The organism is Acidovorax sp. GW823-FHT05D11 (assembly GCF_058795695.1).
The window spans coordinates 1,887,576-1,907,425 of sequence record NZ_CM179502.1; the positions used below are offsets into that span (position 1 = coordinate 1,887,576).

At 68.0% G+C, this 19,850-nt stretch carries 17 protein-coding genes, 1 tRNA gene and 2 pseudogenes; 12 read left to right on the forward strand and 8 right to left on the reverse strand.

What is annotated here, in order from left to right; genetic code table 11:
* Positions 1-75: 75 nt before the first annotated feature.
* The 4 genes from arfB (at position 76) to AC3RCE_RS08650 (ending at position 3,188) form a co-directional block, all read left to right on the forward strand.
* A complete protein-coding gene (gene arfB, locus AC3RCE_RS08635; RefSeq protein WP_218294012.1) occupies positions 76-498 on the forward strand; it encodes an alternative ribosome rescue aminoacyl-tRNA hydrolase ArfB in 423 nt (140 codons plus the stop codon).
* A 110-nt stretch (positions 499-608) separates the two neighbouring features.
* Positions 609-1,445 carry a DODA-type extradiol aromatic ring-opening family dioxygenase gene (locus tag AC3RCE_RS08640; protein ID WP_218340730.1) on the forward strand — a complete coding sequence of 279 codons (837 nt, stop codon included), beginning with the start codon at positions 609-611 and terminating at the stop codon, positions 1,443-1,445.
* A 52-nt stretch (positions 1,446-1,497) separates the two neighbouring features.
* Complete coding sequence (locus tag AC3RCE_RS08645) at positions 1,498-2,169, forward strand: alpha/beta hydrolase (protein ID WP_218340731.1); 672 nt, start codon at positions 1,498-1,500, stop codon at positions 2,167-2,169.
* Positions 2,170-2,318: 149 nt separating this feature from the next.
* The gene (locus AC3RCE_RS08650; RefSeq protein ID WP_492254929.1) at positions 2,319-3,188 is read left to right on the forward strand and encodes a DUF3014 domain-containing protein; all 870 of its coding nucleotides are present in this window, start codon (positions 2,319-2,321) and stop codon (positions 3,186-3,188) included.
* A 46-nt stretch (positions 3,189-3,234) separates the two neighbouring features.
* On the opposite strand, the gene AC3RCE_RS08655 is transcribed toward AC3RCE_RS08650, so the two are convergent.
* Complete coding sequence (locus tag AC3RCE_RS08655) at positions 3,235-4,482, reverse strand: MFS transporter (protein ID WP_492254930.1); 1,248 nt, start codon at positions 4,480-4,482, stop codon at positions 3,235-3,237.
* Positions 4,483-4,556: 74 nt separating this feature from the next.
* Between AC3RCE_RS08655 and AC3RCE_RS08660 the strand changes: the two genes are divergently transcribed.
* Positions 4,557-5,570, forward strand: coding sequence for an AraC family transcriptional regulator (locus AC3RCE_RS08660; RefSeq protein ID WP_492254931.1), 1,014 nt, complete (start codon positions 4,557-4,559; stop codon positions 5,568-5,570).
* Between the two features lie 12 nt (positions 5,571-5,582).
* Here AC3RCE_RS08660 and AC3RCE_RS08665 read toward each other — a convergent pair whose 3' ends face one another.
* Positions 5,583-6,050: an Lrp/AsnC family transcriptional regulator gene (locus AC3RCE_RS08665; protein ID WP_218294018.1), complete on the reverse strand. Its 468-nt coding sequence runs from the start codon at positions 6,048-6,050 to the stop codon at positions 5,583-5,585.
* Between the two features lie 101 nt (positions 6,051-6,151).
* On the opposite strand from AC3RCE_RS08665, the gene mdeB reads away from it, so the two are divergent.
* Positions 6,152-8,821: an alpha-ketoglutarate dehydrogenase gene (mdeB, locus tag AC3RCE_RS08670; RefSeq protein ID WP_492254932.1), complete on the forward strand. Its 2,670-nt coding sequence runs from the start codon at positions 6,152-6,154 to the stop codon at positions 8,819-8,821.
* An 88-nt stretch (positions 8,822-8,909) separates the two neighbouring features.
* Here mdeB and AC3RCE_RS08675 read toward each other — a convergent pair whose 3' ends face one another.
* The 6 genes and pseudogenes from AC3RCE_RS08675 to AC3RCE_RS08700 all read right to left on the reverse strand — a co-directional run bounded on the left by AC3RCE_RS08675 (position 8,910) and on the right by AC3RCE_RS08700 (position 14,191).
* Positions 8,910-9,743, reverse strand: coding sequence for a M90 family metallopeptidase (locus AC3RCE_RS08675; RefSeq protein WP_492254933.1), 834 nt, complete (start codon positions 9,741-9,743; stop codon positions 8,910-8,912).
* Positions 9,744-9,779: 36 nt separating this feature from the next.
* Positions 9,780-10,571, reverse strand: a complete 792-nt coding sequence (locus AC3RCE_RS08680) for a UDP-2,3-diacylglucosamine diphosphatase (protein ID WP_218340738.1) — start codon at positions 10,569-10,571, stop codon at positions 9,780-9,782.
* A gap of 27 nt (positions 10,572-10,598) precedes the next feature.
* Complete coding sequence (locus tag AC3RCE_RS08685; protein ID WP_218294021.1) at positions 10,599-11,105, reverse strand: peptidylprolyl isomerase; 507 nt, start codon at positions 11,103-11,105, stop codon at positions 10,599-10,601.
* Positions 11,106-11,141: 36 nt separating this feature from the next.
* On the reverse strand, positions 11,142-11,723 hold the full coding sequence (locus tag AC3RCE_RS08690) for a peptidylprolyl isomerase (RefSeq protein WP_218294022.1): 582 nt from the start codon (positions 11,721-11,723) through the stop codon (positions 11,142-11,144).
* Positions 11,720-13,015, reverse strand: a complete 1,296-nt coding sequence (locus tag AC3RCE_RS08695) for a L,D-transpeptidase family protein (protein WP_492254934.1) — start codon at positions 13,013-13,015, stop codon at positions 11,720-11,722. Before AC3RCE_RS08695 ends, AC3RCE_RS08690 begins: the two co-directional genes overlap by 4 nt.
* A gap of 89 nt (positions 13,016-13,104) precedes the next feature.
* Positions 13,105-14,191 (reverse strand): annotated as a pseudogene (locus AC3RCE_RS08700) (L,D-transpeptidase Cds6 family protein).
* Between the two features lie 214 nt (positions 14,192-14,405).
* Between AC3RCE_RS08700 and cysS the strand changes: the two are divergent.
* The 6 genes and pseudogenes from cysS to AC3RCE_RS08730 all read left to right on the forward strand — a co-directional run bounded on the left by cysS (position 14,406) and on the right by AC3RCE_RS08730 (position 19,774).
* A complete protein-coding gene (cysS, locus tag AC3RCE_RS08705) occupies positions 14,406-15,788 on the forward strand; it encodes a cysteine--tRNA ligase (RefSeq protein ID WP_369641971.1) in 1,383 nt (460 codons plus the stop codon).
* Positions 15,789-15,836: 48 nt separating this feature from the next.
* Positions 15,837-16,508 (forward strand): DNA-3-methyladenine glycosylase family protein, encoded by a 672-nt coding sequence (locus AC3RCE_RS08710; protein WP_218340742.1) that lies wholly within the window; start codon positions 15,837-15,839, stop codon positions 16,506-16,508.
* 226 nt (positions 16,509-16,734) lie between these two features.
* On the forward strand, positions 16,735-17,712 hold the full coding sequence (locus AC3RCE_RS08715) for an acetyl-CoA carboxylase carboxyltransferase subunit alpha (RefSeq protein WP_218294027.1): 978 nt from the start codon (positions 16,735-16,737) through the stop codon (positions 17,710-17,712).
* Between the two features lie 202 nt (positions 17,713-17,914).
* Positions 17,915-18,880, forward strand: coding sequence for a tRNA lysidine(34) synthetase TilS (gene tilS, locus AC3RCE_RS08720; RefSeq protein ID WP_492254935.1), 966 nt, complete (start codon positions 17,915-17,917; stop codon positions 18,878-18,880).
* Positions 18,881-18,922: 42 nt separating this feature from the next.
* A pseudogene (locus AC3RCE_RS08725) lies at positions 18,923-19,636 on the forward strand (ACT domain-containing protein); the annotation flags it as partial.
* A 45-nt stretch (positions 19,637-19,681) separates the two neighbouring features.
* Positions 19,682-19,774, forward strand: a tRNA-Ser gene (locus tag AC3RCE_RS08730).
* The last annotated feature ends 76 nt before the right edge of the window (positions 19,775-19,850 follow it).

The window sequence follows — 19,850 nt, forward strand, 5'->3', positions numbered from 1 at the left end:
CCGCCGGGAAGTTCACTCTTCTTCTGCCGTTCCCGCGTTAACCGCACATTCCGGCTCCGGCACGACAGGGCAAACATGGCGCCACGACCGCTTGAGGTGCGCGAGGACGAGGTGGAGATCACCGCCATGCGTGCCCAGGGCGCGGGCGGACAGAACGTCAACAAGGTTTCCAGCGCGGTGCACCTGCGCTTTGACGTGGGCGCCTCCTCACTGCCCGGGGACGTGAAGGAGCGCCTGCTGGCCCTGCGCGACACCCGCATCACACAGGAAGGCGTGGTGGTCATCAAGGCCCAGCAGTACCGCAGCCAGGACCAAAACCGCAATGATGCGCTGGAGCGCTTGAACGCGCTGGTCAACAGCGTCGCGGTGCCGCCCCGTGTGCGGCGCGCCACCAAGCCTACCTATGGGTCCAAACAGCGGCGCCTGGAAGGCAAGACCCAGCGCGGCGAGACCAAGGCGCTGCGGGGCAGGGTGCGCGGTGGGGGGGATGGTTCGTGAGCGGAGTCTCGCCGCATTGGCACCATGGGTAGAACAATCTGTCTGGCGTACAGGGCTTGGTAGCGGGGCCCATCGGTCCTACATTCAAGGCATTACCGGATGGAGTTGCCATGTCTGCCACAGCCCAAACCCCCGCCACTGCCGCGCCCCACGGCGCCATTCCCGCGCTGTTCGTGTCGCACGGGGCACCCTTGTTTGCCATCGACGCCGGCACCACCGGCCCTGCGCTCACCCAGTGGGGCGAAAGCCTGAAGGGGCAATATCCCGGCCTGCGCGGCGTGGTGATCATGTCGCCGCACTGGATGGCGCGCTCCTTGCAGGTCATGACCGGGCCGCAGCCCGCCACCTGGCACGACTTTGGCGGTTTTCCACCCGCGCTGTACCAGCTGCAGTATCCCGCCAGCGGCTCCCCCGCGCTGGCGCAGGAGGTGCTGGGCCTGCTGCAGGCCGCGGGCATGGCCGCGCAGGGCGACGCGGCCCGTCCGTTTGACCACGGGGCCTGGGTGCCGCTGATGCACCTGTTTCCCGAGGCCGACCTGCCCGTGGTGCAGGTGGCGCTGCCCGTGGGCGCCGGCCCGGCCGAGGTGTATGCACTGGGCGCTGCGTTGCGCGGCCTGCGCAGCCAGGGCGTGCTGGTGGTCGGCTCGGGCAGCATGACGCACAACCTGGCCGAGTTCTTTGGCGGTGCCCGCGAGCCCGCGCCGTACGTGCTGGAGTTCAGCCGGTGGATCGAAGCAGCGCTGGCGCGCGGCGACGTCAGCGCGCTGCTCAACTACCGCAGCCAGGCCCCGCATGCCAGCCGCGCGCACCCGACCGAAGACCACTTCCTGCCCATCTTTTTTGCGCTGGGCGCCGCGGGCGACGACCTGCATGCCCACTACCTGAGCCGCGAGGTGATGTACAGCATGCTGTCGATGGACGCGTTCGCCCTGGAACCGGCGCATTGACCCGCAGGCTTCTTCATCCGTTCTCCGTAAAAACTGCCCGAGGCGCCTGTCCATGCTCAACCTACCGCTCACCTTCTTGCAGCGCCCTGCTGCCGCCACCGCGCCCCGCCCCTGGCTGCTGGTGCTGATGCATGGGGTGGGCAGCAACGAACAGGACCTGTTCAGCCTGGCGCCCCATGTTCCCGAGCGCTTTCATGTGCTGAGCCTGCGTGCACCGTTTCGCATGGGGCCGGGCTCGCATGCGTGGTTCGACTTTTCCATCGAGCCCAGCGGGGAACGCACCATCAACGAAGCGCAGGAGGCCGAAAGCCGCGCGCTGGTCGCCAAGACCATCGAATCGGCCGCCGAGCAGCTGGGCATTCCGCCCGAACGCGTGGTGGTGGGGGGCTTCAGCCAGGGCGGCATCATGGCGCTGTCGCTGCTGCTCACCCGGCCAGCGCTCATGCAGGCGGCGATGGTCTGGCACAGCCGCCTGCTGGCGCAGGTGGTGCCCCTGGCGGCGCCGCCCGATGCCCTGCGCGGCAAACAGCTGTGGCTGAGCCACGGCACGCACGATAACGTGATCCCGCTGGCCCATGCACAGGCCATCGCCCACCACATGGCGCCCTTGCCGGTGACGGTGGCGTACCACGAGTTCCCCAGCGCGCACGAGATCCGGCCCTCCGAGCTGGCGGCCACGGTGGCGTGGCTGGAGTCGCTGTCCACCACCCCCACGGCGTTTTAAGCGCGGGTTTCGGCGGGCGGCCTACATCGCGTTACCGGCGCGGTGTCCCGCGGGTTTCCAATCAAGTCCATCCCCACGTGGGATGGACAGGGAACGCCCGGCGCCGAAGCCGCTCGGACAAGGGTTGTTCCTGTTTTGAAGGAGATCCGATGCCCGATCAAGAGACTGCCGAGTTCCGCCCCGCGCCGGAGCGCACATCCTCTCCCCCCTGGATCATTGCCGCCATGCTGGCCTGCGCGGTGGCCGCCGCAGCTGCCTGGTGGTTCTGGCTGCGCAAGGCAGAGCCGCCGGTTGCGCCGCCCCCCGTGGCGGCCGCGCCCGAAGCCTCGGGGCCGCAGAACCCGGTCGATGCACTGGCCCCGGCAGAAACGGCCCTGCCCGCGCTGGCCGAATCTGACGCGCGCGTCGTCGAGCTGCTGTCTGGACTGGTGGGGCGCGACAAGCTCGCATCGTTCCTGATCACCGACGGCTTTGTCCGCCGCCTGGTGGCCACGGTGGACAACCTGGGCCGCGCCCAGGCCCCCTCGCGCATGTGGCCCGTGCAACCCATGCCGCAGCGGTTTGCGGTGGACGGCACAGGCGAAGCGCCCACCACCGTCGCGGCCGCCAATGCCGCGCGCTACAGCGCTTTTCTGGCCTTTGCCGAGGCCGTGCCGATGGAGTCCGCCGTGGCCTTGTATGCGCGGCTGTATCCGCTGTTCCAGCAGGCGTACGAAGAACTGGGCTACCCCAGGCGCTACTTCAACGACCGCCTGGTGGCCGTGCTGGACCACCTTCTGTTGGCGCCCGAACCCCAGGGCCCGCTGCGCGTGAAGCTCACGCCGGTGAATACCGATGTGCCGAACCTGCGCCCCTGGGTGCGCTACGAATTCGTGGACCCGGCGCTGGAATCGCTGTCCAGCGGACAGAAGATCCTGGTGCGCATGGGGCCCGCCAACGAGGCCCGCGCCAAGGCGCTGATCCGCGATCTGCGCAAGCGCGTGGCGACCGGCGAGATCGCACGCAAACCCGCGCAGTGAGGGGGCGGCGGGACCACCCGGCCCGTTGCCGGGTCGTGGGGGCCGATCAGGCGGCTGCCGGGCGCGGCCCGTGCCGCAGGGTCAGCAGGGTGCCCAGCGTGAGCGCCGCCAGCGCAAACGCCGGCCCGCCCAGCGCGCCCACATGGTCCACCATCAGGCCGCCGAAGATGGCGCCGCTGGCAATGGCGATCTGGAACGCCGCCACCAGCAGCCCGCCCGCGCCCTCGGCCTGGTCGGGCGCGGCCCGCACGATCCAGGTCTGGAAGCCCACCGGGAAGGCGCCGAACGCAAAACCCCACAGCGTGACGGCCACGGCCGTGATGGCCGCCGACTGCCCGGCCACGAGCAGCACGGCGGCCAGCGCGGCGATGACGGCCCCACCGGCCACGATGGCCTGGCGCTCGCTGCGCCCGGCGATCCAGCCGCCCACGAAGTTGCCGAAGAAACCGCCCACGCCATAGCCCAGCAGCACCGCCGTGATGGTGGCCACCGACAGGTGCGTGACCTGCTCCATCAGCGGGCGGATGTAGGTAAAGCCTGCGAAGTGGCCCGAGATGACCAGCAGCACGGCCAGCAGCGCCACGCGCACGGGCGGGCGGCGCAGCAGCTCGCCCAGCACCTTGAGGTTGGGGTTGTCGCGCGGGGGCAGGGCGGGCAGGGCCGCGAGCTGCACGGCCAGCGTGATCAGGCTGATGCCCCCCGCCGCGATGAAGGCGCTGCGCCAGCCCCACAGGTCGCCCATCCACGCGCCGATGGGCGCCGCGCACACGGTGGCCACCGACACCCCGGTGAGGATGAACGACATGGCCCGCGCGAACAGCGAGGCGGGCACCAGCCGCATGGCCAGCGCGGCCGACATGGACCAGAAGCCGCCCAGCGCCACGCCCAGCAGCACCCGCGCCACCAGCAGCGTGGCCAGGCTCCCGGCCAAGGCCGACATCGCGTTGGACAGCACCAGCAGCAGCGTGAAGGCGATCATCACCAAGCGCCGGTCGATGCGGCGCGTGAGCAGCGGCAGCGACGGCGCGGCCACCGCCGCCACCAGCGCCGTCACGGTGACCGCCTGGCCTGCGGTGCCATCGCTCACGCGCAGGTCGCTGGCCATGGCGGTGAGCAGGCTGGCGGGCAAGAATTCGGCCGTGACCAGTCCGAAGACACCCAGCGCCATGGAGGCCACGGCGGCCCAGCGTGCCTCGGTGGGATCGGGGGTGGAATGCGGGGCGGGCGTAGCCTCGGCAACGACGGCACCAGTGGGCGCATCAAGGCAGGCGGAGCAGGAAGGAGAGGAAGACACGGGAAAGGCCTAGGGATGGATGGAAAGCCATCGTAGGGATAAGATGTCGGCGTTTCCATGCCGTAAAAGCCGAGATGCTTGACTTTTTGTCCAAACCCTTCAACCAGATCCCCCAGCAGCCGTTCGCGGAGCCGCCGGACCTGCTGACCCAGATCCTGCTCGGCCTGCGCCTGGACGGCGTGGAGTATGGCCGCTGCGTGCTGCAGCCGCCGTGGGCCATCGCCTTCCCAGCGCAGCGCTCGGCGCGTTTCCACTTCGTGGGCCATGGCGGAGCCTGTCTGCGCACGCCGGGTACCGACTGGCAGCGCCTGAACCCGGGCGATGCGGTGCTGCTGCCGCACGGCAGCTTCCACGTGCTGGCCAGCTCGCCCGACGTGCCGCCGGTGGACATCGATTCGCTGGCGCGCAAGCCCGTGTCCGAGAACATCTACCTGGTGGACGGCCGCGATGCGGGCCACGCGCCCCTGGGGGCCCCCGTCGCGCCACCTCCGCCGCTGGCCCCCGACGTGCTGTTCAGCGGCGCGTTGCGCTTCAACCTCGACCCGCTGCACCCGCTGATGGCCATGATGCCGGCGGTGATGATGGCCGGCGACCTGGCCCGGCGCGACACCACCGTGCCGGTGCTGCTCGACGCCATGGAGCGCGAGGTGGAGCAGGACCGCATGGGCGCCTGCGCGATCCTCGCGCGCCTGGCCGATGCGCTGGCCGCCAGCATCATCCGCGCCTGGGTGGAGTGCAGCTGCAACAACCCCACGGGCTGGATCGCCGCCGTGCGCTGCCCGCGCATCGGCAAGGTGATCGCCGCCATCCACGCCGAGCCCGAGCGCGACTGGAACGTGCCGCTGCTGGCTGACCTGATGGGCGCGTCGCGCTCGAGCTTTTCCGAATCGTTCACGCGCACCATGGGCGAGAGCCCGGCGCGCTACGTGGCCAAGGTGAAGATGTCGCAGGCGCGCCGCTGGATCGCGCGCGACGGCATGCGCGTGGCCGTGGCGGCCCACCGGCTGGGCTACGAGTCGGAGGCCTCGTTCAGCCGGGCGTACAAGCGCATCATTGGCCACCCGCCGAGCACTGCGCGGGCGGAGTGAAAAACAGGGGCCCTACGCCCGGGGCAGCGGCAGCGCCGTCTTGTAGCGCACTTGCTTGAGCGCGAAGCTCGAGCGGATCTTTTCCACTCCGGTGATGGGGGCGAGGCGCTCCAGGATGAAGCGCTCCAGCGCCCCGATGTCGGGCACGGCCACCCGGATCAGGTAATCGCTGTCGCCGCTCATCAGGTAGCACTCCATCACCTCGTCGTGCTCGGCGATGCGCTGCTCGAAGTCGCCCAGCGCCTCCTTGCTCTGCGTCTTCAGGCTGATGCTGATGAACACGTTGAGCCCCAGGCCCAGGGCGGCCGCGTTGGCCAGTGCGACGTAGCGGCTGATGACGCCCGCGGCCTCCAGCGCCTTCACGCGCGCAAGGCACGGCGAGGGCGAGAGGTGCACGCGCCGCGCCAGCTCCACGTTGGACAGGGAACCGTCGGCCTGCAGCTCGGCCAGAATGCGCAAATCCAGGGTATCCAGCTTCATGTGCTGCAGTGTAGTCTGTTGGCCGCATGAAATGCTGTGATGGGCGCTTTGGTGGGCTACAACGGCATCCCATTCGGGGCGGCAATGGCTACAGTTGCGGCATGAACGCCCCCACCGCACACCACCACCTGCTCACGCCGGCATCGGCCGCACCGTTGGCCGATACGGACCCCGAAGAAACCGCCGAGTGGCGCGACGCCTTCCTGGCGCTGGTCGCCACCGAAGGCCCGGAGCGGGCGCGGCACATGCTGCAGGAACTGGTGCGCCTGGCGCGCGCGCAGCGCATCGGCTGGCAGCCGGACCTGAACACGCCGTATGTGAACACCGTGGCGGTGCAGGACCAGCCCGTCTTCCCCGGCGACCTCGCCATCGAGGAGCGCGTGGCTTCCATCGTGCGCTGGAACGCGCTGGCCATGGTGGTGCGCGCCAACCAGGCCTATGGCGAACTGGGCGGCCACATCGCCAGCTACGCCAGCGCGGCCGATCTTTTCGAGAGCGGCTTCAACCACTTCTTCCGCGCCCGTGAAGGCCTGGGCGAGGGGCAGCACCGGGGCGACCTGGTGTTCTTCCAGCCGCACAGCGCGCCGGGCGTGTATGCGCGGGCGTTCCTCGAAGGCCGCCTGTCTGAGCAGGACCTGAAACACTACCGCCAGGAGCTCACGGCGCCGGGCGCGGGTGCGCAGGGCCTGTCGAGCTACCCGCACCCCTGGCTGATGCCGGACTTCTGGCAGTTCCCCACGGGGTCGATGGGCATCGGTCCCATCAGCAGCATTTATCACGCGCGCTTCATGCGCTACCTCACTCACCGCAACCTGCTCGACTGCTCGGCGCGCAAGGTCTGGGGCGTGTTCGGCGATGGCGAGATGGACGAGCCCGAGAGCATGAGCGCGCTGACCCTGGCCGCGCGCGAGGGCCTCGACAACCTGGTCTGGGTGGTCAACTGCAACCTGCAGCGGCTGGACGGCCCGGTGCGCGGCAACGGCCGCATCATCGACGAGCTGGAGCGCCTGTTCGCCGGCGCGGGCTGGAACGTGGTCAAGCTCGTGTGGGGCAGCGACTGGGACGGCCTGTTCGCCCGTGACCTCACGGGGGCGCTGGTGCGCACGCTCGAAGGCACGGTGGACGGCCAGATGCAGACCTTTGCCGCCAAGGACGGGCGCTTCAACCGCGACAACTTCTTCGGCCAGAACCCCGAGCTCGCGGCCCTGGCCCAGGGCATGACGGACGAGCAGATCGACCGCCTGAAGCGCGGCGGGCACGACCTGGTGAAGATCCACGCCGCCTACGCTGCAGCCAGCGCCCACAAGGGCCAGCCCACCGTGATCCTGGCGCACACCAAGAAGGGCTACGGCATGGGCACGGCCGGCCAGGGCAAGATGACCACACACAGCCAGAAGAAGCTGGACGAGACCGACCTCATCGAGTTCCGCAACCGCTTCAACCTGCCCCTGTCCGACGAGCAGGCCACCAGCCTCGCGTTCTTCAAGCCCGCCGAAGACAGCCCCGAGATGCGCTACCTGCGCGGCCACCGCCAGAACCTGGGCGGCTACCTGCCGCGCCGCGACACCACCTGCGACGCGCTGCCCGTGCCCGCCATCGAGGGCTACGCGCAGTTCGCGCTGCAGCCGCAGGCCAAGGAGATGAGCACCACCATGGCCTTCGTGCGCATGCTGGGCAGCCTGCTCAAGGACGCCACGCTGGGCCCGCGCATCGTGCCCATCGTGGCCGACGAGGCGCGCACCTTCGGCATGGCCAACCTGTTCAAGCAGGTCGGCATCTACAGCAGCGTGGGCCAGCGCTATGCGCCCGAGGACATCGGCTCGGTGCTGAGCTACCGCGAGGCGCTGGACGGTCAGATTCTGGAAGAAGGCATCAGCGAGGCCGGTGCCATCGCCAGCTGGACGGCCGCGGCCACCAGCTACAGCGTGCACGGCCTGGCCATGCTGCCGTTCTACATCTACTACTCGATGTTCGGCTTTCAGCGCGTGGGCGATGCCATCTGGGCCGCCGCAGACCAGCGTGCGCGCGGCTTTTTGCTGGGCGCCACCTCGGGCCGCACCACGCTGGGCGGCGAGGGCCTGCAGCACCAGGACGGCTCCAGCCACCTGGTAGCCGCCACCATCCCCAACTGCAAGGCCTACGACCCGGCCTACGCGGGCGAGATGGCCGTCATCATCGACGCCGGCATGCGCGAGATGGTGACCGAGCAGCGCGACGTCTTCTACTACGTGACGCTGATGAACGAGAACTACGCCCAGCCCGACCTGCCTGCCGATGCGGCAGAAGGTGTGCTGCGAGGTTGCTATGTTTTCAGGAGCTATCCGCGCTTGATGGACGGCCGTGAAGGGCCAATTTCATCCAAAAGCGTCACCCTGATGGGCTCCGGCGCCATCCTGACCGAGGTGGTCAAGGCCGCCGAACTGCTGGCAGGCGAGGGCGTGGACGTGACCGTGCTCAGCGTGACCAGCTGGAGCGAGCTGGCCCGCGACGGCGTGGCCTGCGAACAGCGTGCGCTGCAGGGGGAGGCGCGGCCTGGCGTGGCGTGGCTGACGCAGCAACTGGCGGGTACACGCGGCCCGGTGATTGCCGCCACCGACTATGTGCGCGCCGTGCCGGAGACCGTGCGCGCGTTCGTGCCTGGAGGACGCCGATTCATGACATTGGGAACGGACGGTTTTGGGCGCAGCGATACTCGGGCGGCGCTGCGGGCGTTTTTTGGGGTGGACGCGGCGGCGGTGGCGCGCGCAGCCCGGTTTGCATTGGCGGGGTAGGGTGTGTGGACGGCGCCGCCACCTGGCCACCGCCACTTTGTGGCGCTTTCTTCACTGGCGGCGGTGGGGCGCATGACGCGGGGAACGGTCATGCACGTGCCACAGCGGGCCGCTTGAAAAACGCGTCCAGCACCGGCATCAGCGCCGGAAACTCCTGCGCGAACCGGTCCCGGTTCACAAAGTAGGCCTCGCAGGCCACGGCAAAGAATTCGGACTGCGATGTGGCCCCGTAGGCGTCCAGCCAGGGGCGTTCCGCGCCGAAGCGCTCGGCCAGGATCACGCGTTCTCGGAACTGTTCGTACGCGGGCTCCCAGGCGGCCCACCAGGCTTCGTAGGCCGCGCGCCCTGTGCGCGTGCCCATGAAGCCTGCGGGCAGTGGCGGGCAGCCGTTGGGCTCGCCGCTGCGCATGTCGAGCTTGTGAACGAACTCGTGCACCACCACGTTGTGGCCGCGCTCAGTGTTCTCACGCCCGTTGGAGGCGTGTGCCCAGCTGAGCATGATAGGGCCGCGGTCCATGGCCTCGCCCAGCAGCACCTGCGTGTGTTCATGCACCACACCGGCTTCGTCCACCGTCTTGCGGCGCGCCACGGCCTCGCCGGGATGCAGCACGATGCCCACGAAATCGTCGTACCAGTCCAGCGCCCGGGCCGGGTCGCCCCAGTGCAGCAGGGGCAGGCAGGCCTGGGCCGCGATGTCGATGGCCATGGCATCGGTCACCACCAGGCCGTGCGCGCCGTGGAATTCCTTGTGGTGCAGGAAGAGGGCGCTGAGCGCGCGCAGCTTGGACTGGTCGTGCAGCGAGAGCGTCGCCAGGAACGGGTAGCGCTGCAGGGTCTGGAGCCACAGCGTGGCCGAGATGTCGGGCACGGGGGACACGGTGGCGCGGACACGGCTCCAGAGCCGGTGGAGGAGAGGGGGCATGGCGATCAGGCGGCGGGAGGTGAAGCCCCGCGCAGTTCAGGATCGCTGGTACTTGGGGGCCAGGGGCAGCCGTTCCAAGCCCGCGCGGGACAAACGCAGTATTTCCGCGCGGGGCGGCAATGCGGCCGCGTCCCAGTCGCTGAGCACCACACGCCGCAAGCCGGGGGCCAGTGCGTGGTCGGCGGGACGGTGGGTGTGGCCGTGAATGAGCGTATGTGCCTGGGCCGCCTGCAGCCAGGCGATGGCAGCCGGGCCGTCCACGTCGGCATAGATGGCGCCCGATTGTTTGCGCGCCTCGCTCTCCTGGCGGATGCCGCGTGCCTGCGCGCGGCGCGTCGCCAGGGGCTGCGCCAGAAACTGCTGCTGCCACCCGGCACTGCGGGCCTGCACGCGAAAGCGCTGGTAGTCCACATCGTCCAGGCACAGCAGGTCGCCATGGCTCAGCACGAAGCGCTGGCCATCAAACACCAGGACCGTCGGGTCCGCCAGGCCGGTGATGCCACACTGCGCAAGGAACGCAGGGCCCGCCAGGAAGTCGCGGTTGCCGTGCATGAAGTACACGGGCAGGCGCTGCGACGCCGCGCGCAGGGCCGTGCAGCCCTGGGCCTCGAAGCTGCCGGTTTCGCCGATGGCGTCGTCCCCCACCCAGACCTCGAACAGATCGCCCAGGATGAAGAGGGCATCCGCTTCGGTGCTGGCCAGGTAGTCCTGCCAGGCGGCCACGGTGGCAGGCTCGCTGGCCTGCAGGTGCAGGTCGGAAATGAAATCGACCGTGCGCCAGTGCGCGGGAGCGGCAAGCTCCTCGAACCGGGGCACGGTCGTCGTCACGGAGACGGAGGTCAGATCAACGCGAGATCAGAGTGCGACAGCCTTCTCGATGATCACGTCTTCCTTCGGCACATCGTCGTGGAAGCCCTTGCGGCCCGTCTTCACGGCCTTGATCTTGTCGACCACGTCGGCGCCGCCAACCACCTTGCCGAACACGGCATAGCCCCAGCCCTGGGCCGAGGGGGCGGTGTGGTTCAGGAAGCCGTTGTCGGCCACGTTGATGAAGAACTGGGCGGTGGCCGAGTGCGGGTCGCTGGTGCGGGCCATGGCCACGGTGTAGTTGGCGTTCTTCAGGCCGTTGTTGGCTTCGTTCTCGATGGGCGCGTCGGTGCCCTTTTGTGTCATGCCGGGCTCGAAGCCGCCGCCTTGCACCATGAAGCCGGGGATCACACGGTGGAAGATGGTGTTGTTGTAGTGGCCCTTGTTCACGTAGGCCAGGAAGTTCTCGACCGACTTGGGCGCCTTGGCGGCGTCGAGTTCGAGGGTGATGACGCCGTAGCCGGCGATGTGCAGTTCGACTTGGGGGTTGCTCATGGCAAGGGTTCTTTCAATCAGTCAATCAAAAATGGGTTACTTCACCAGGGTGGCGGAGTTGATGGTGACGGGGGCGGTGGGCACGTTCTGGTGCGGGCCCTTGTTGCCGGTGGCCACGGCCTTGATCTTGTCGACCACCTCGGTGCCGCTCACCACCTTGCCGAACACGGCATAGCCATGGCCGTCGGGGCTGGGAGCATTGAGCATCGCGTTGTCCTTCACGTTGATGAAGAACTGCGACGTGGCCGAGTTGGGGTTGCCCGTGCGCGCCATGGCGATGGTGTAGTTGTCGTTCTTGAGGCCGTTGCCGGCTTCCAGCGGAATCGGGGCCTTGGTGGGCTTGGGAATCAGGTCGGCGGTGTAGCCGCCGCCCTGGATCATGAAACCATCGATCACGCGGTGGAACACGGTGCCGTCATAGGTCTTGTCCTTGACGTAGCCCAGGAAGTTTTCCACTGTCTTGGGCGCCTTGGCCGGGTCGAGTTGCACCACGATGTCGCCCATCGAGGTGGACAGCTTGACCTTGGGGGCGTCTTGCGCCTGTACGGACGCTACTGAAAAAATAGCTGTCAGCGCAATGCTGGCAAGCGCCAGGGTCGAATTTCTTCTGGAAATCATCCAATCACTCCTTCGAAAAATATCTGCCATTGTTGGCCCCGCCGCGCCCAGTACTGGCGTTTGACGGGGCCCGTGCGGGCGCCTGCGGCGACTTCGCCGAACGTTACCACCATGGTGTCGGCGGAATCTGTCCAGCGCAGGTAAGACTTGTCCTTGAGGTGTAGTTCCCTGCCCCGCAATGCGCGGGTCTCGGCCTGGAGCACCTGGGACCACTCTTGCAGCGGTTTCTTGCGGTAGCTCTGGAAGTCCGGCGCGTAGAAACCCATCAGGCGGCTCATGTCGCCCTCGGTCTTGGCGCTGCGCCAGGCGTTGAGCACCGCGTCGAAGGATTTGCGGTCCGCCTGTACCGCGTGCGGTGCCACCCACTGCAGCTGGCGCGCGATGACCACGGGCGTGGAGCGGGGCTCCACCGTGCGCAGGATGCGTTCGAGGTCGGGATTGGCCAGCACCAGGCAGCCATCGGTGGCCAGGGGCGCGCGGGCAAACTGGTCGGGCGGCGTGCCGTGCAGCCAGATGCCGCCACCGGTCTTGCCCCGGCTCTGGTCCAGGGGGTTGGGGTAGTTGATGGGCAGCGCGCCCGCGCCGTAGAAGTCCTTGAGCGTGGCGGGGTCCAGCCGGCTGGTGATGAAGTAGACGCCCAGCGGGGTGCGCTGGTCGCCTTCCAGGTTCTTCTCGATGCCCAGCTTGCCGACAGAAGCGTAGTAGTCGGCGACCAGCTGCAGGCCCTTGGGGGTGTTCTCGAACAGGTACAGGCGCGAACGCGAGGCATCCACCGCGATGGCATGGCGGGAGCGGGGCGAGAGCTCCAGGAACTGCGCCGGGATGGTGTGCGCCGGGGGGCGGCTGCGCTGGGCATCCACGCGCTGGCGCGATTCGTTGCGCAGCTCTTCCAGCGTGGCAGCCGTCTGGATGCTGCGGGCCGAATCGGGCTCGGGCACATCGCCCAGGCGGCGGATCGGCCGCGTGCGCGCCATCAGCAGGTCGCCCACCACCAGTTGCGCCAGCTGGAAGTTGGGATAGTCGCGCGCCAGGGCCTCGGCGTGGGCCAGCGCCTCGCGGTGGCGGCCCTCGGCGATGAGCTGGTACACCCCCATGAGGCGCGCCTCCGCCTGGCCGTCGCGCAGGGCGGGTGCCGTGGAGCCCGCGGCTTGCATGGGCCGGACCGAGGTGGCGGCCGCCGCGCCCCGGGACTTGGCGCTCTGGGGCAGCACCGGGGCTGCGTGCAGGAGCGCCGCCAGGCAAAGGGCGCCCGCCACGGCCGGGCGGCTTCGTGCGGACAACGCCAGAAGCATGTGCGAAATCGTTTCAGGTCAGGGCAGGGAGGCAGAAAAAGCGCGCGCCGCCGCCATCGCAGGGCCGGCTGCGCCGCGCTTCGTCACGGTCAGCCGCCGGTGGATTCGCGGACGATGGTCCAGCGGCCGTTGTGGTTCACCATGTCCAGCGTCTTGCGGCTGGCGACATTGAGCGCATCGGCCGTGTAGGCCTGGCGGAAACGGGCCGTGGCCTTGTCGCCGTTGACCGCGACCGAGATGTCGGAGATCTGCACGCTGATCCTGGATTTTCCGACGATGCGCGCTTCACGCTCCTTTTCCCAGGCGGCACGGGTCTGGCGGCCGGGAGGATCGAATGACTTGTCGTAGGCGCCGAGGTAGGCGGTCATGTCCTTGGCGGACCAGGCGGCGGCCCAGGCCTGCACGGCCGCGGTAACGGCGGCCTGCAGGGACGCATCGCCGGCAGCGGCGGCAGGCGCCGCGGCAACGGCCGGAGCGGGGGATGCCGCGGCAGCGGGTGCGGGCGCTGGCTGGCGCAGCAGGCGCCGGTGAAGGGGCTGCCACGGGCGCTGCGGCGGCGGGTGCCGTTGCGGCGGGCCGCTGCGTGGCCGCCACGGCTGGCGCCGGCGCGGGGGCCGCGGCCCCGGGGCGAGCGGGCTTGCCGGCTGCGGCTTCCGCAGTGAACAGCTCGCGGATCAGCGCCAGCTTGGGCTTGACGGAGCTGGCGTTGGCCGCATCCAGCTGCAGCGCCTTGTTGTAGGCCTGGCTGGCCAGCTTGGCATAGATGTCGCCCAGGTTCTCATGGGCGGTGGCGTAGCTCGGGTTGGTGCGGATCGCCATTTCGAGCGCCGTGCGGGCCTTGTCCAGCTGGTTCTGGCTGGCATACAGCACCGCCAGATTGTTGTAGGGCTCGGGCAGCTCGGGATACTCTTCCGTGAGCTTGGTGAACGTGGTGATCGCATCGCCGGGCTTGCCCGAGTCCGCCTGCGCCACGCCGCGCAAGAAGCGCAGCTGCGGGTCGCGCGGGGCGGCGGCAAGGCGCTGGTCGGCCTTCACCAGGGCTTCGGCCGGCTTGCCGGCCTTGATCAGCTGGGTGATTTCCGCATAGTCGTCCGCATGGGCCGCACCGGTGCCCAGCAGCGCGGTCAGTGCCAGCAGGCGCAGCAGGTGGGGGAGGGTGCGTCGGACTTGCTTCATGGGGGATTCAAGGGTGTTGGGCAGCGTCTGTCCCGGGCGGGGGCTTATACTGCGGCGGATTGTAGCTGAGGGGGTTGTCATGACGGTGCGCTGTTGCCGCGGGTGATTTCGCTGGAGGCCCCTTGCTGGGCCAACTCCCTCCAGGGGCCTTTGCCCCCTGCTGCCGGGTGAACCTTTTTCACCCAACCACCCCATCCCCCGTGACTGAAATCCCATGAGTTTGCGCATCTACAACACGCTGTCGCGTGCATTGGAGGAGTTTTCCCCGCTCGAACCTGGCCATGTGCGCATGTACGTGTGCGGCATGACCATCTATGACCTGTGCCACATCGGCCACGCCCGCATGATGATGGCGTTCGATGTCGTGCAGCGCTGGCTGAAAAGCAGTGGCTACCGCGTCACCTATGTGCGCAACATCACGGACATTGACGACAAGATCATCAAGCGCGCGCTGGAGCGGGGCATCACCATCCGTGCCCTCACGGACGAGATGATCGCCGCCATGCACACCGACATCGCGGCGCTGGGCATCGAGCCCCCGTCGCTGGAGCCGCGCGCCACCGAATACGTGCCCCAGATGCTTTCGCTGATCGGCACGCTGGAAGGCAAGGGCCTGGCCTACCGCGCCGGCAATGGCGACGTGAACTACTCCGTGCGCAAGTTCGACGGCTACGGCAAGCTCTCGGGCAAGTCGCTCGACGAATTGCGCGCGGGTGAGCGCGTGGCCGTGCTCGATGGCAAGGAAGACCCGCTCGATTTCGTGTTGTGGAAAGCCTCCAAGCCCGAGGAGCCACCCGAGGCCAAGTGGGACAGCGAATTCGGCTCGGGCCGCCCCGGCTGGCACATCGAGTGCTCGGCCATGTGCGGCGCCACGCTGGGCGAGACCTTCGACATCCACGGCGGCGGCATGGACCTGCAGTTCCCGCACCACGAGAACGAGATCGCCCAGAGCGAAGGCGCCAATGGCAAGCCCCTGGCGCGCTTCTGGGTGCACAACGGCTTCGTGCGCGTGGACAACGAGAAGATGAGCAAGTCGCTGGGCAACTTCTTCACCATCCGCGACGTGCTGGCGAAGTACGACGCCGAGACGGTGCGGTTTTTCATCGTGCGGGCCCACTACCGCAGCGCCCTGAACTACAGCGATGCCCACCTGGACGACGCGCGCCAGGCCTTGAAGCGCCTGTACACCGCCCTGAACCTCGTGGCGCCCGCCGAGGTGGCGGCCATTGACTGGGCGGCGCCGCATGCCGCCCGCTTCAAGGCCGCGATGGACGAGGACTTCGGCACCCCCGAAGCCATGGCCGTGCTGTTCGACCTGGCCGGCGAGGTCAACAAGACCCGCTCTGCCGAACTGGCGGGGCTGCTCAAGGCGCTGGGCGGTTGCCTGGGGGTGCTGCAGGGCGACCCCAAGGCCTTCCTGCAGGCCGGGGCGGGCGGTATGGACGAAGCCGAAATCCAGGCCCGGATCGCCGCGCGCGCCGCTGCCAAGGCGGGCAAGGATTTCGCCGAGGCCGACCGCATCCGCAATGCATTGCTGGCCCAGGGCATCGTGCTCAAGGACTCCGCCGCTGGCACCACCTGGGAAGCCGCGCAGTGATCGTTGTGTTTGTCATGGAAAACGCCTGCTGGGCAGATGGGACGCCCGGTGGCAGCTTCTAAAAAGATAGCATCCGAAGTGCTCGTGGCCGAGCCGGCGCTGGCCACGCCCGACTACTGGGCGGAGGCCTGCAAGCACCTGGTCAAGAAGGACCGGGTGATGAAGCGCCTGATTCCCCAGTTTGGCGATGCGGCGCTGCAGACACGCGGCGATGCGTTCACCACGCTCGCGCGCTCCATCGTGGGCCAGCAGATCTCGGTGAAGGCCGCGCAGACCGTGTGGGAGCGCTTTGCCGCGATGCCCCGCAGCATGAAGCCCGCCAGCGTGCTCAAGCTCAAGATCGACGACATGCGGGCCGCGGGCCTGTCTGCGCGCAAGGTCGACTACCTGGTGGACCTGGCGATGCACTTCGAGGGCGGCAAGCTGCACGTGAAGGACTGGGCCGCGATGGATGACGAGGCCATCATTGCCGAACTGGTGGCCATCCGCGGCATCGGCCGCTGGACGGCCGAGATGTTCCTCATCTTCTACATGATGCGCCCCAACGTGCTGCCGCTGGACGACGTGGGGCTGATCACCGGCATCAGCCAGAATTACTTTTCGGGCGATCCGGTCAGCCGCAGCGATGCCCGCGAAGTGGCCGAGGCCTGGAAGCCCTGGTGCAGCGTGGCGACTTGGTATATTTGGCGATCGCTGGATCCGCTTCCCGTGGCGTACTGAGCGAGATGCCCCTGGGTCCCCGTGCGCCGCGTGCCCGGGAGCGCCGCGAGCGCGGCGGCCCTCCTCGTGGGGCGCGCCCGTTTCGTGGGCTGTAGGTGGTGCGCAGCGCCCCGGACAGCGGACTTTTTATTTGTTGGACAAGCGTCATACCAAACTCGTAACGCGTCGGTTACAGTGCGTGCCATTCGTGGCGCCCGCACCCCGGCGCGCCCCAAGGAGAACAACGTTGGCGAAAAAGACCTTTCTGGATTTCGAGCAGCCGATTGCCGAACTCGAATCCAAAATCGAAGAACTGCGCTACGTGCAGACCGAGAGTGCCGTCGATATCTCGGAAGAGATCGACCAGCTGAGCAAGAAAAGCCAGCAGCTCACCAAGGACATCTACAGCGAGCTGTCGCCCTGGCAGATCACCAAGATCGCCCGCCACCCCGAGCGCCCCTACACGCTCGACTACGTGCGCGACATCTTCACCGACTTCGTGGAGTTGCACGGCGACCGCCACTACGCGGACGACCTGTCCATCGTGGGGGGGCTGGCACGCTTCAACGGCCATGCCTGCATGGTGCTGGGCCACCAGAAGGGGCGCGACACCAAGGAGCGCGCGATGCGCAACTTCGGCATGAGCAAGCCCGAGGGCTACCGCAAGGCCCTGCGCCTCATGAAGACGGCCGAGAAATTCAAGCTGCCCGTGTTCACCTTCGTGGACACGCCCGGCGCCTACCCTGGCATCGATGCCGAGGAACGCGGCCAGTCCGAGGCCATCGGCCGCAACATCTTCGAGATGGCGCAACTCGAAGTGCCCATCATCACCACCATCATCGGCGAGGGCGGCTCTGGCGGCGCGCTGGCGATCAGCGTGGCTGACCAGGTGGTGATGCTGCAGTACGCCATCTACTCCGTGATCAGCCCTGAAGGCTGCGCCTCCATCCTCTGGAAAACCAGCGAAAAAGCGCAGGAAGCCGCCGATGCCCTGGGCATCACCGCCCACCGCCTGAAAGCGCTGGGCCTGGTGGACAAGATCGTCAGCGAGCCCGTGGGCGGCGCCCACCGCGACCACAAGCAGATGGCGGCCTTCCTCAAGCGCGCGCTGGGCGATGCGTTCCGCCAGGTGGCGGACCTGAAGACGAAGGACCTGCTGGACCGCCGCTATGACCGCCTGCAAAGCTACGGCCGGTTCAGCGACACCAAGGCGGAGAGCCGCTGACGGTTCCGGGGACGCTTTCCTGCCCACCACCAACGGCCCTGCGGGGCCGTTGGTGCTTCTGGCCAGGGTTCTCCGCCGTTGCCGTGGCCGGGAGGCGCCGATAATCGGCCGCCATGTGCCGCCGCCCCCTTGTTGCCCTTGTTGTTGTTGACGCCGCCACAGGTTCCTGGCCCTTGCCCTGGCGCCACGGGGAGGCATGGACATGACCTTGTCCTTCGACGCGGCCATGCAGGCCTTCGAGCCTGCGCTGCCCCTGGCGGTCGGATTCAGCGGCGGTGCGGATTCCACGGCGCTGCTGCTGGCATGCGCCCGGCGCTGGCCTGGCCAGGTGCGGGCGATCCACGTGCACCATGGCTTGCAGCCAGCGGCTGACGGTTTTGCGCGGCACTGCGAAGACCTGTGCCAAGCCCTGGATGTGCCGCTGGCGGTGCAGCGCCCGGACGCCCGCCACGCGCCGGGGCAAAGCCCGGAAGACGCTGCACGGCAGGCAAGGTACAAGGCATTTGAGGTGGTAGCGCTTGCCAGTCAAGCGCATGATGCTATTAAATCAATAGCAATCGCGCAGCACGCGGATGACCAGGTCGAAACGCTCGTGCTGGCCCTGTCGCGCGGGGCCGGTGTGGCCGGGCTGGCGGCGATGCCCGCCCGCTGGCGCCGCGCGGACATTGACTGGTACCGCCCCCTGCTGCGGGTGGCCGGGGCTGACGTGCGCCAGTGGCTGCGGGCACAGGGGCAGGGATGGGTGGAAGACCCGACCAATGCCGATGAGCGCTTCACGCGCAACCGCATCCGCGCGAGGATCTTGCCCGTGCTGGAGGCCGCATTCCCTGCGTTTCGCGACACCTTTGCGCGGTCCGCCCTGCATGCGGCGCAGGCGGACGAACTGCTGGAAGAACTTGCACTGCAGGACCTGGCCATCGTGGGCGCACCGCCGCGCATCCGGGCCTTGCAGGGCCTGAGCCGCGCCCGGCAGGCCAATGTGCTGCGCCACTGGCTGCGCGTCGAGCACCACACCACGGCGGCCGCGGCGCAATTGAATGAACTGCTCGACCAGGTGCAGTCGTGCACCACACGCGGCCACCGCATCCACATCAAGGTCGGGCATGGTTTTGCCGTCCGGTCCGGGCCGGAACTCGATTGGTACAGTCCAGAGGTGTTGGCCCCCTGATCGCACGAACCACGGCTGCGCGCCGAGGCAGTGTCCTTCAGCGTGGTGTCTGAGGCCCGAAATCCGAAGTCTGCGGCGGTGAGCTTCGAGGAAAAGCGCGAGATGGCCAGCCTGGGCAGCAAGTTGCCGAAGATCCGCTCGGTGGAGCTCGCGGGCAAATACAACAAAAGTGATGTCCATGCGCGGGCTGTCCAGCTTCACGCCCTGGGGGCATCCACATCAACGAATAAGCCAGGTCCGCACGCGGATCACTTTTGAGAAAGACAAAAAATGGAACAAGCCGTCGTATCCGGCATCACATTCAACCGCGACGAAGCCAAGATCTCCGTGCTGGGCGTGCCCGACAAGCCGGGCATCGCCCACCAGATCCTGGGCGCCGTGGCCGATGCCAACATCGAGGTCGACGTGATCATCCAGAACGTGGGCAAGGACGGCAAGACCACCTTCAGCTTCACCGTGCACCGCAACGATTGCGCGCGCACCGTCGAGCTGCTCAAGGAGAAAGTGGTGTCCGTGCTGGGCGCGCAGGAGGTCGTGGGCGACACCAGCTGCTGCAAGGTGAGCATCGTCGGCAGCGGCATGCGCAGCCACGTGGGCGTGGCGAGCAAGATGTTCCGCACGCTGCGCGAGGAGGGCATCAACATCCAGATGATCTCTACCTCCGAGATCAAGACCTCCGTCGTGATCGACGAGGAGTACGTCGAACTGGCCGTGCGCAGCCTGCACAAGGCGTTCGAGCTGGACCAGCAAGCCGCCTCACCCGCCAGAAGCGCCCCGGAAATGGGGCATAATAGCGGGATTGGAAACGTGACCGAGTGGCCGAAGGTGCTCCCCTGCTAAGGGAGTATGGGGTGTAGAGCCTCATCGAGGGTTCGAATCCCTCCGTTTCCGCCAGACGCAAAAGCCCTAAGTGATTGATTCACTTAGGGCTTTTCTCTTTGTGGCTCCGATCAGCGGCGCGGCGAACCTA

What these genes read in the sequence shown, in the direction of transcription:
- AC3RCE_RS08685 (WP_218294021.1), bottom strand. Translation starts at nt 11,105, where the DNA reads ATGAGCAACCCCCAAGTCGAACTGCACATCGCCGGCTACGGCGTCATC.
- AC3RCE_RS08675 (WP_492254933.1), bottom strand. Translation starts at nt 9,743, where the DNA reads ATGCCCCCTCTCCTCCACCGGCTCTGGAGCCGTGTCCGCGCCACCGTG.
- AC3RCE_RS08695 (WP_492254934.1), bottom strand. Translation starts at nt 13,015, where the DNA reads ATGCTTCTGGCGTTGTCCGCACGAAGCCGCCCGGCCGTGGCGGGCGCC.
- AC3RCE_RS08665 (WP_218294018.1), bottom strand. Translation starts at nt 6,050, where the DNA reads ATGAAGCTGGATACCCTGGATTTGCGCATTCTGGCCGAGCTGCAGGCC.
- tilS (WP_492254935.1), top strand. Translation starts at nt 17,915, where the DNA reads ATGACCTTGTCCTTCGACGCGGCCATGCAGGCCTTCGAGCCTGCGCTG.
- AC3RCE_RS08690 (WP_218294022.1), bottom strand. Translation starts at nt 11,723, where the DNA reads ATGATTTCCAGAAGAAATTCGACCCTGGCGCTTGCCAGCATTGCGCTG.
- cysS (WP_369641971.1), top strand. Translation starts at nt 14,406, where the DNA reads ATGAGTTTGCGCATCTACAACACGCTGTCGCGTGCATTGGAGGAGTTT.
- AC3RCE_RS08660 (WP_492254931.1), top strand. Translation starts at nt 4,557, where the DNA reads ATGCTTGACTTTTTGTCCAAACCCTTCAACCAGATCCCCCAGCAGCCG.
- mdeB (WP_492254932.1), top strand. Translation starts at nt 6,152, where the DNA reads ATGAACGCCCCCACCGCACACCACCACCTGCTCACGCCGGCATCGGCC.
- AC3RCE_RS08645 (WP_218340731.1), top strand. Translation starts at nt 1,498, where the DNA reads ATGCTCAACCTACCGCTCACCTTCTTGCAGCGCCCTGCTGCCGCCACC.
- AC3RCE_RS08640 (WP_218340730.1), top strand. Translation starts at nt 609, where the DNA reads ATGTCTGCCACAGCCCAAACCCCCGCCACTGCCGCGCCCCACGGCGCC.
- arfB (WP_218294012.1), top strand. Translation starts at nt 76, where the DNA reads ATGGCGCCACGACCGCTTGAGGTGCGCGAGGACGAGGTGGAGATCACC.
- AC3RCE_RS08650 (WP_492254929.1), top strand. Translation starts at nt 2,319, where the DNA reads ATGCCCGATCAAGAGACTGCCGAGTTCCGCCCCGCGCCGGAGCGCACA.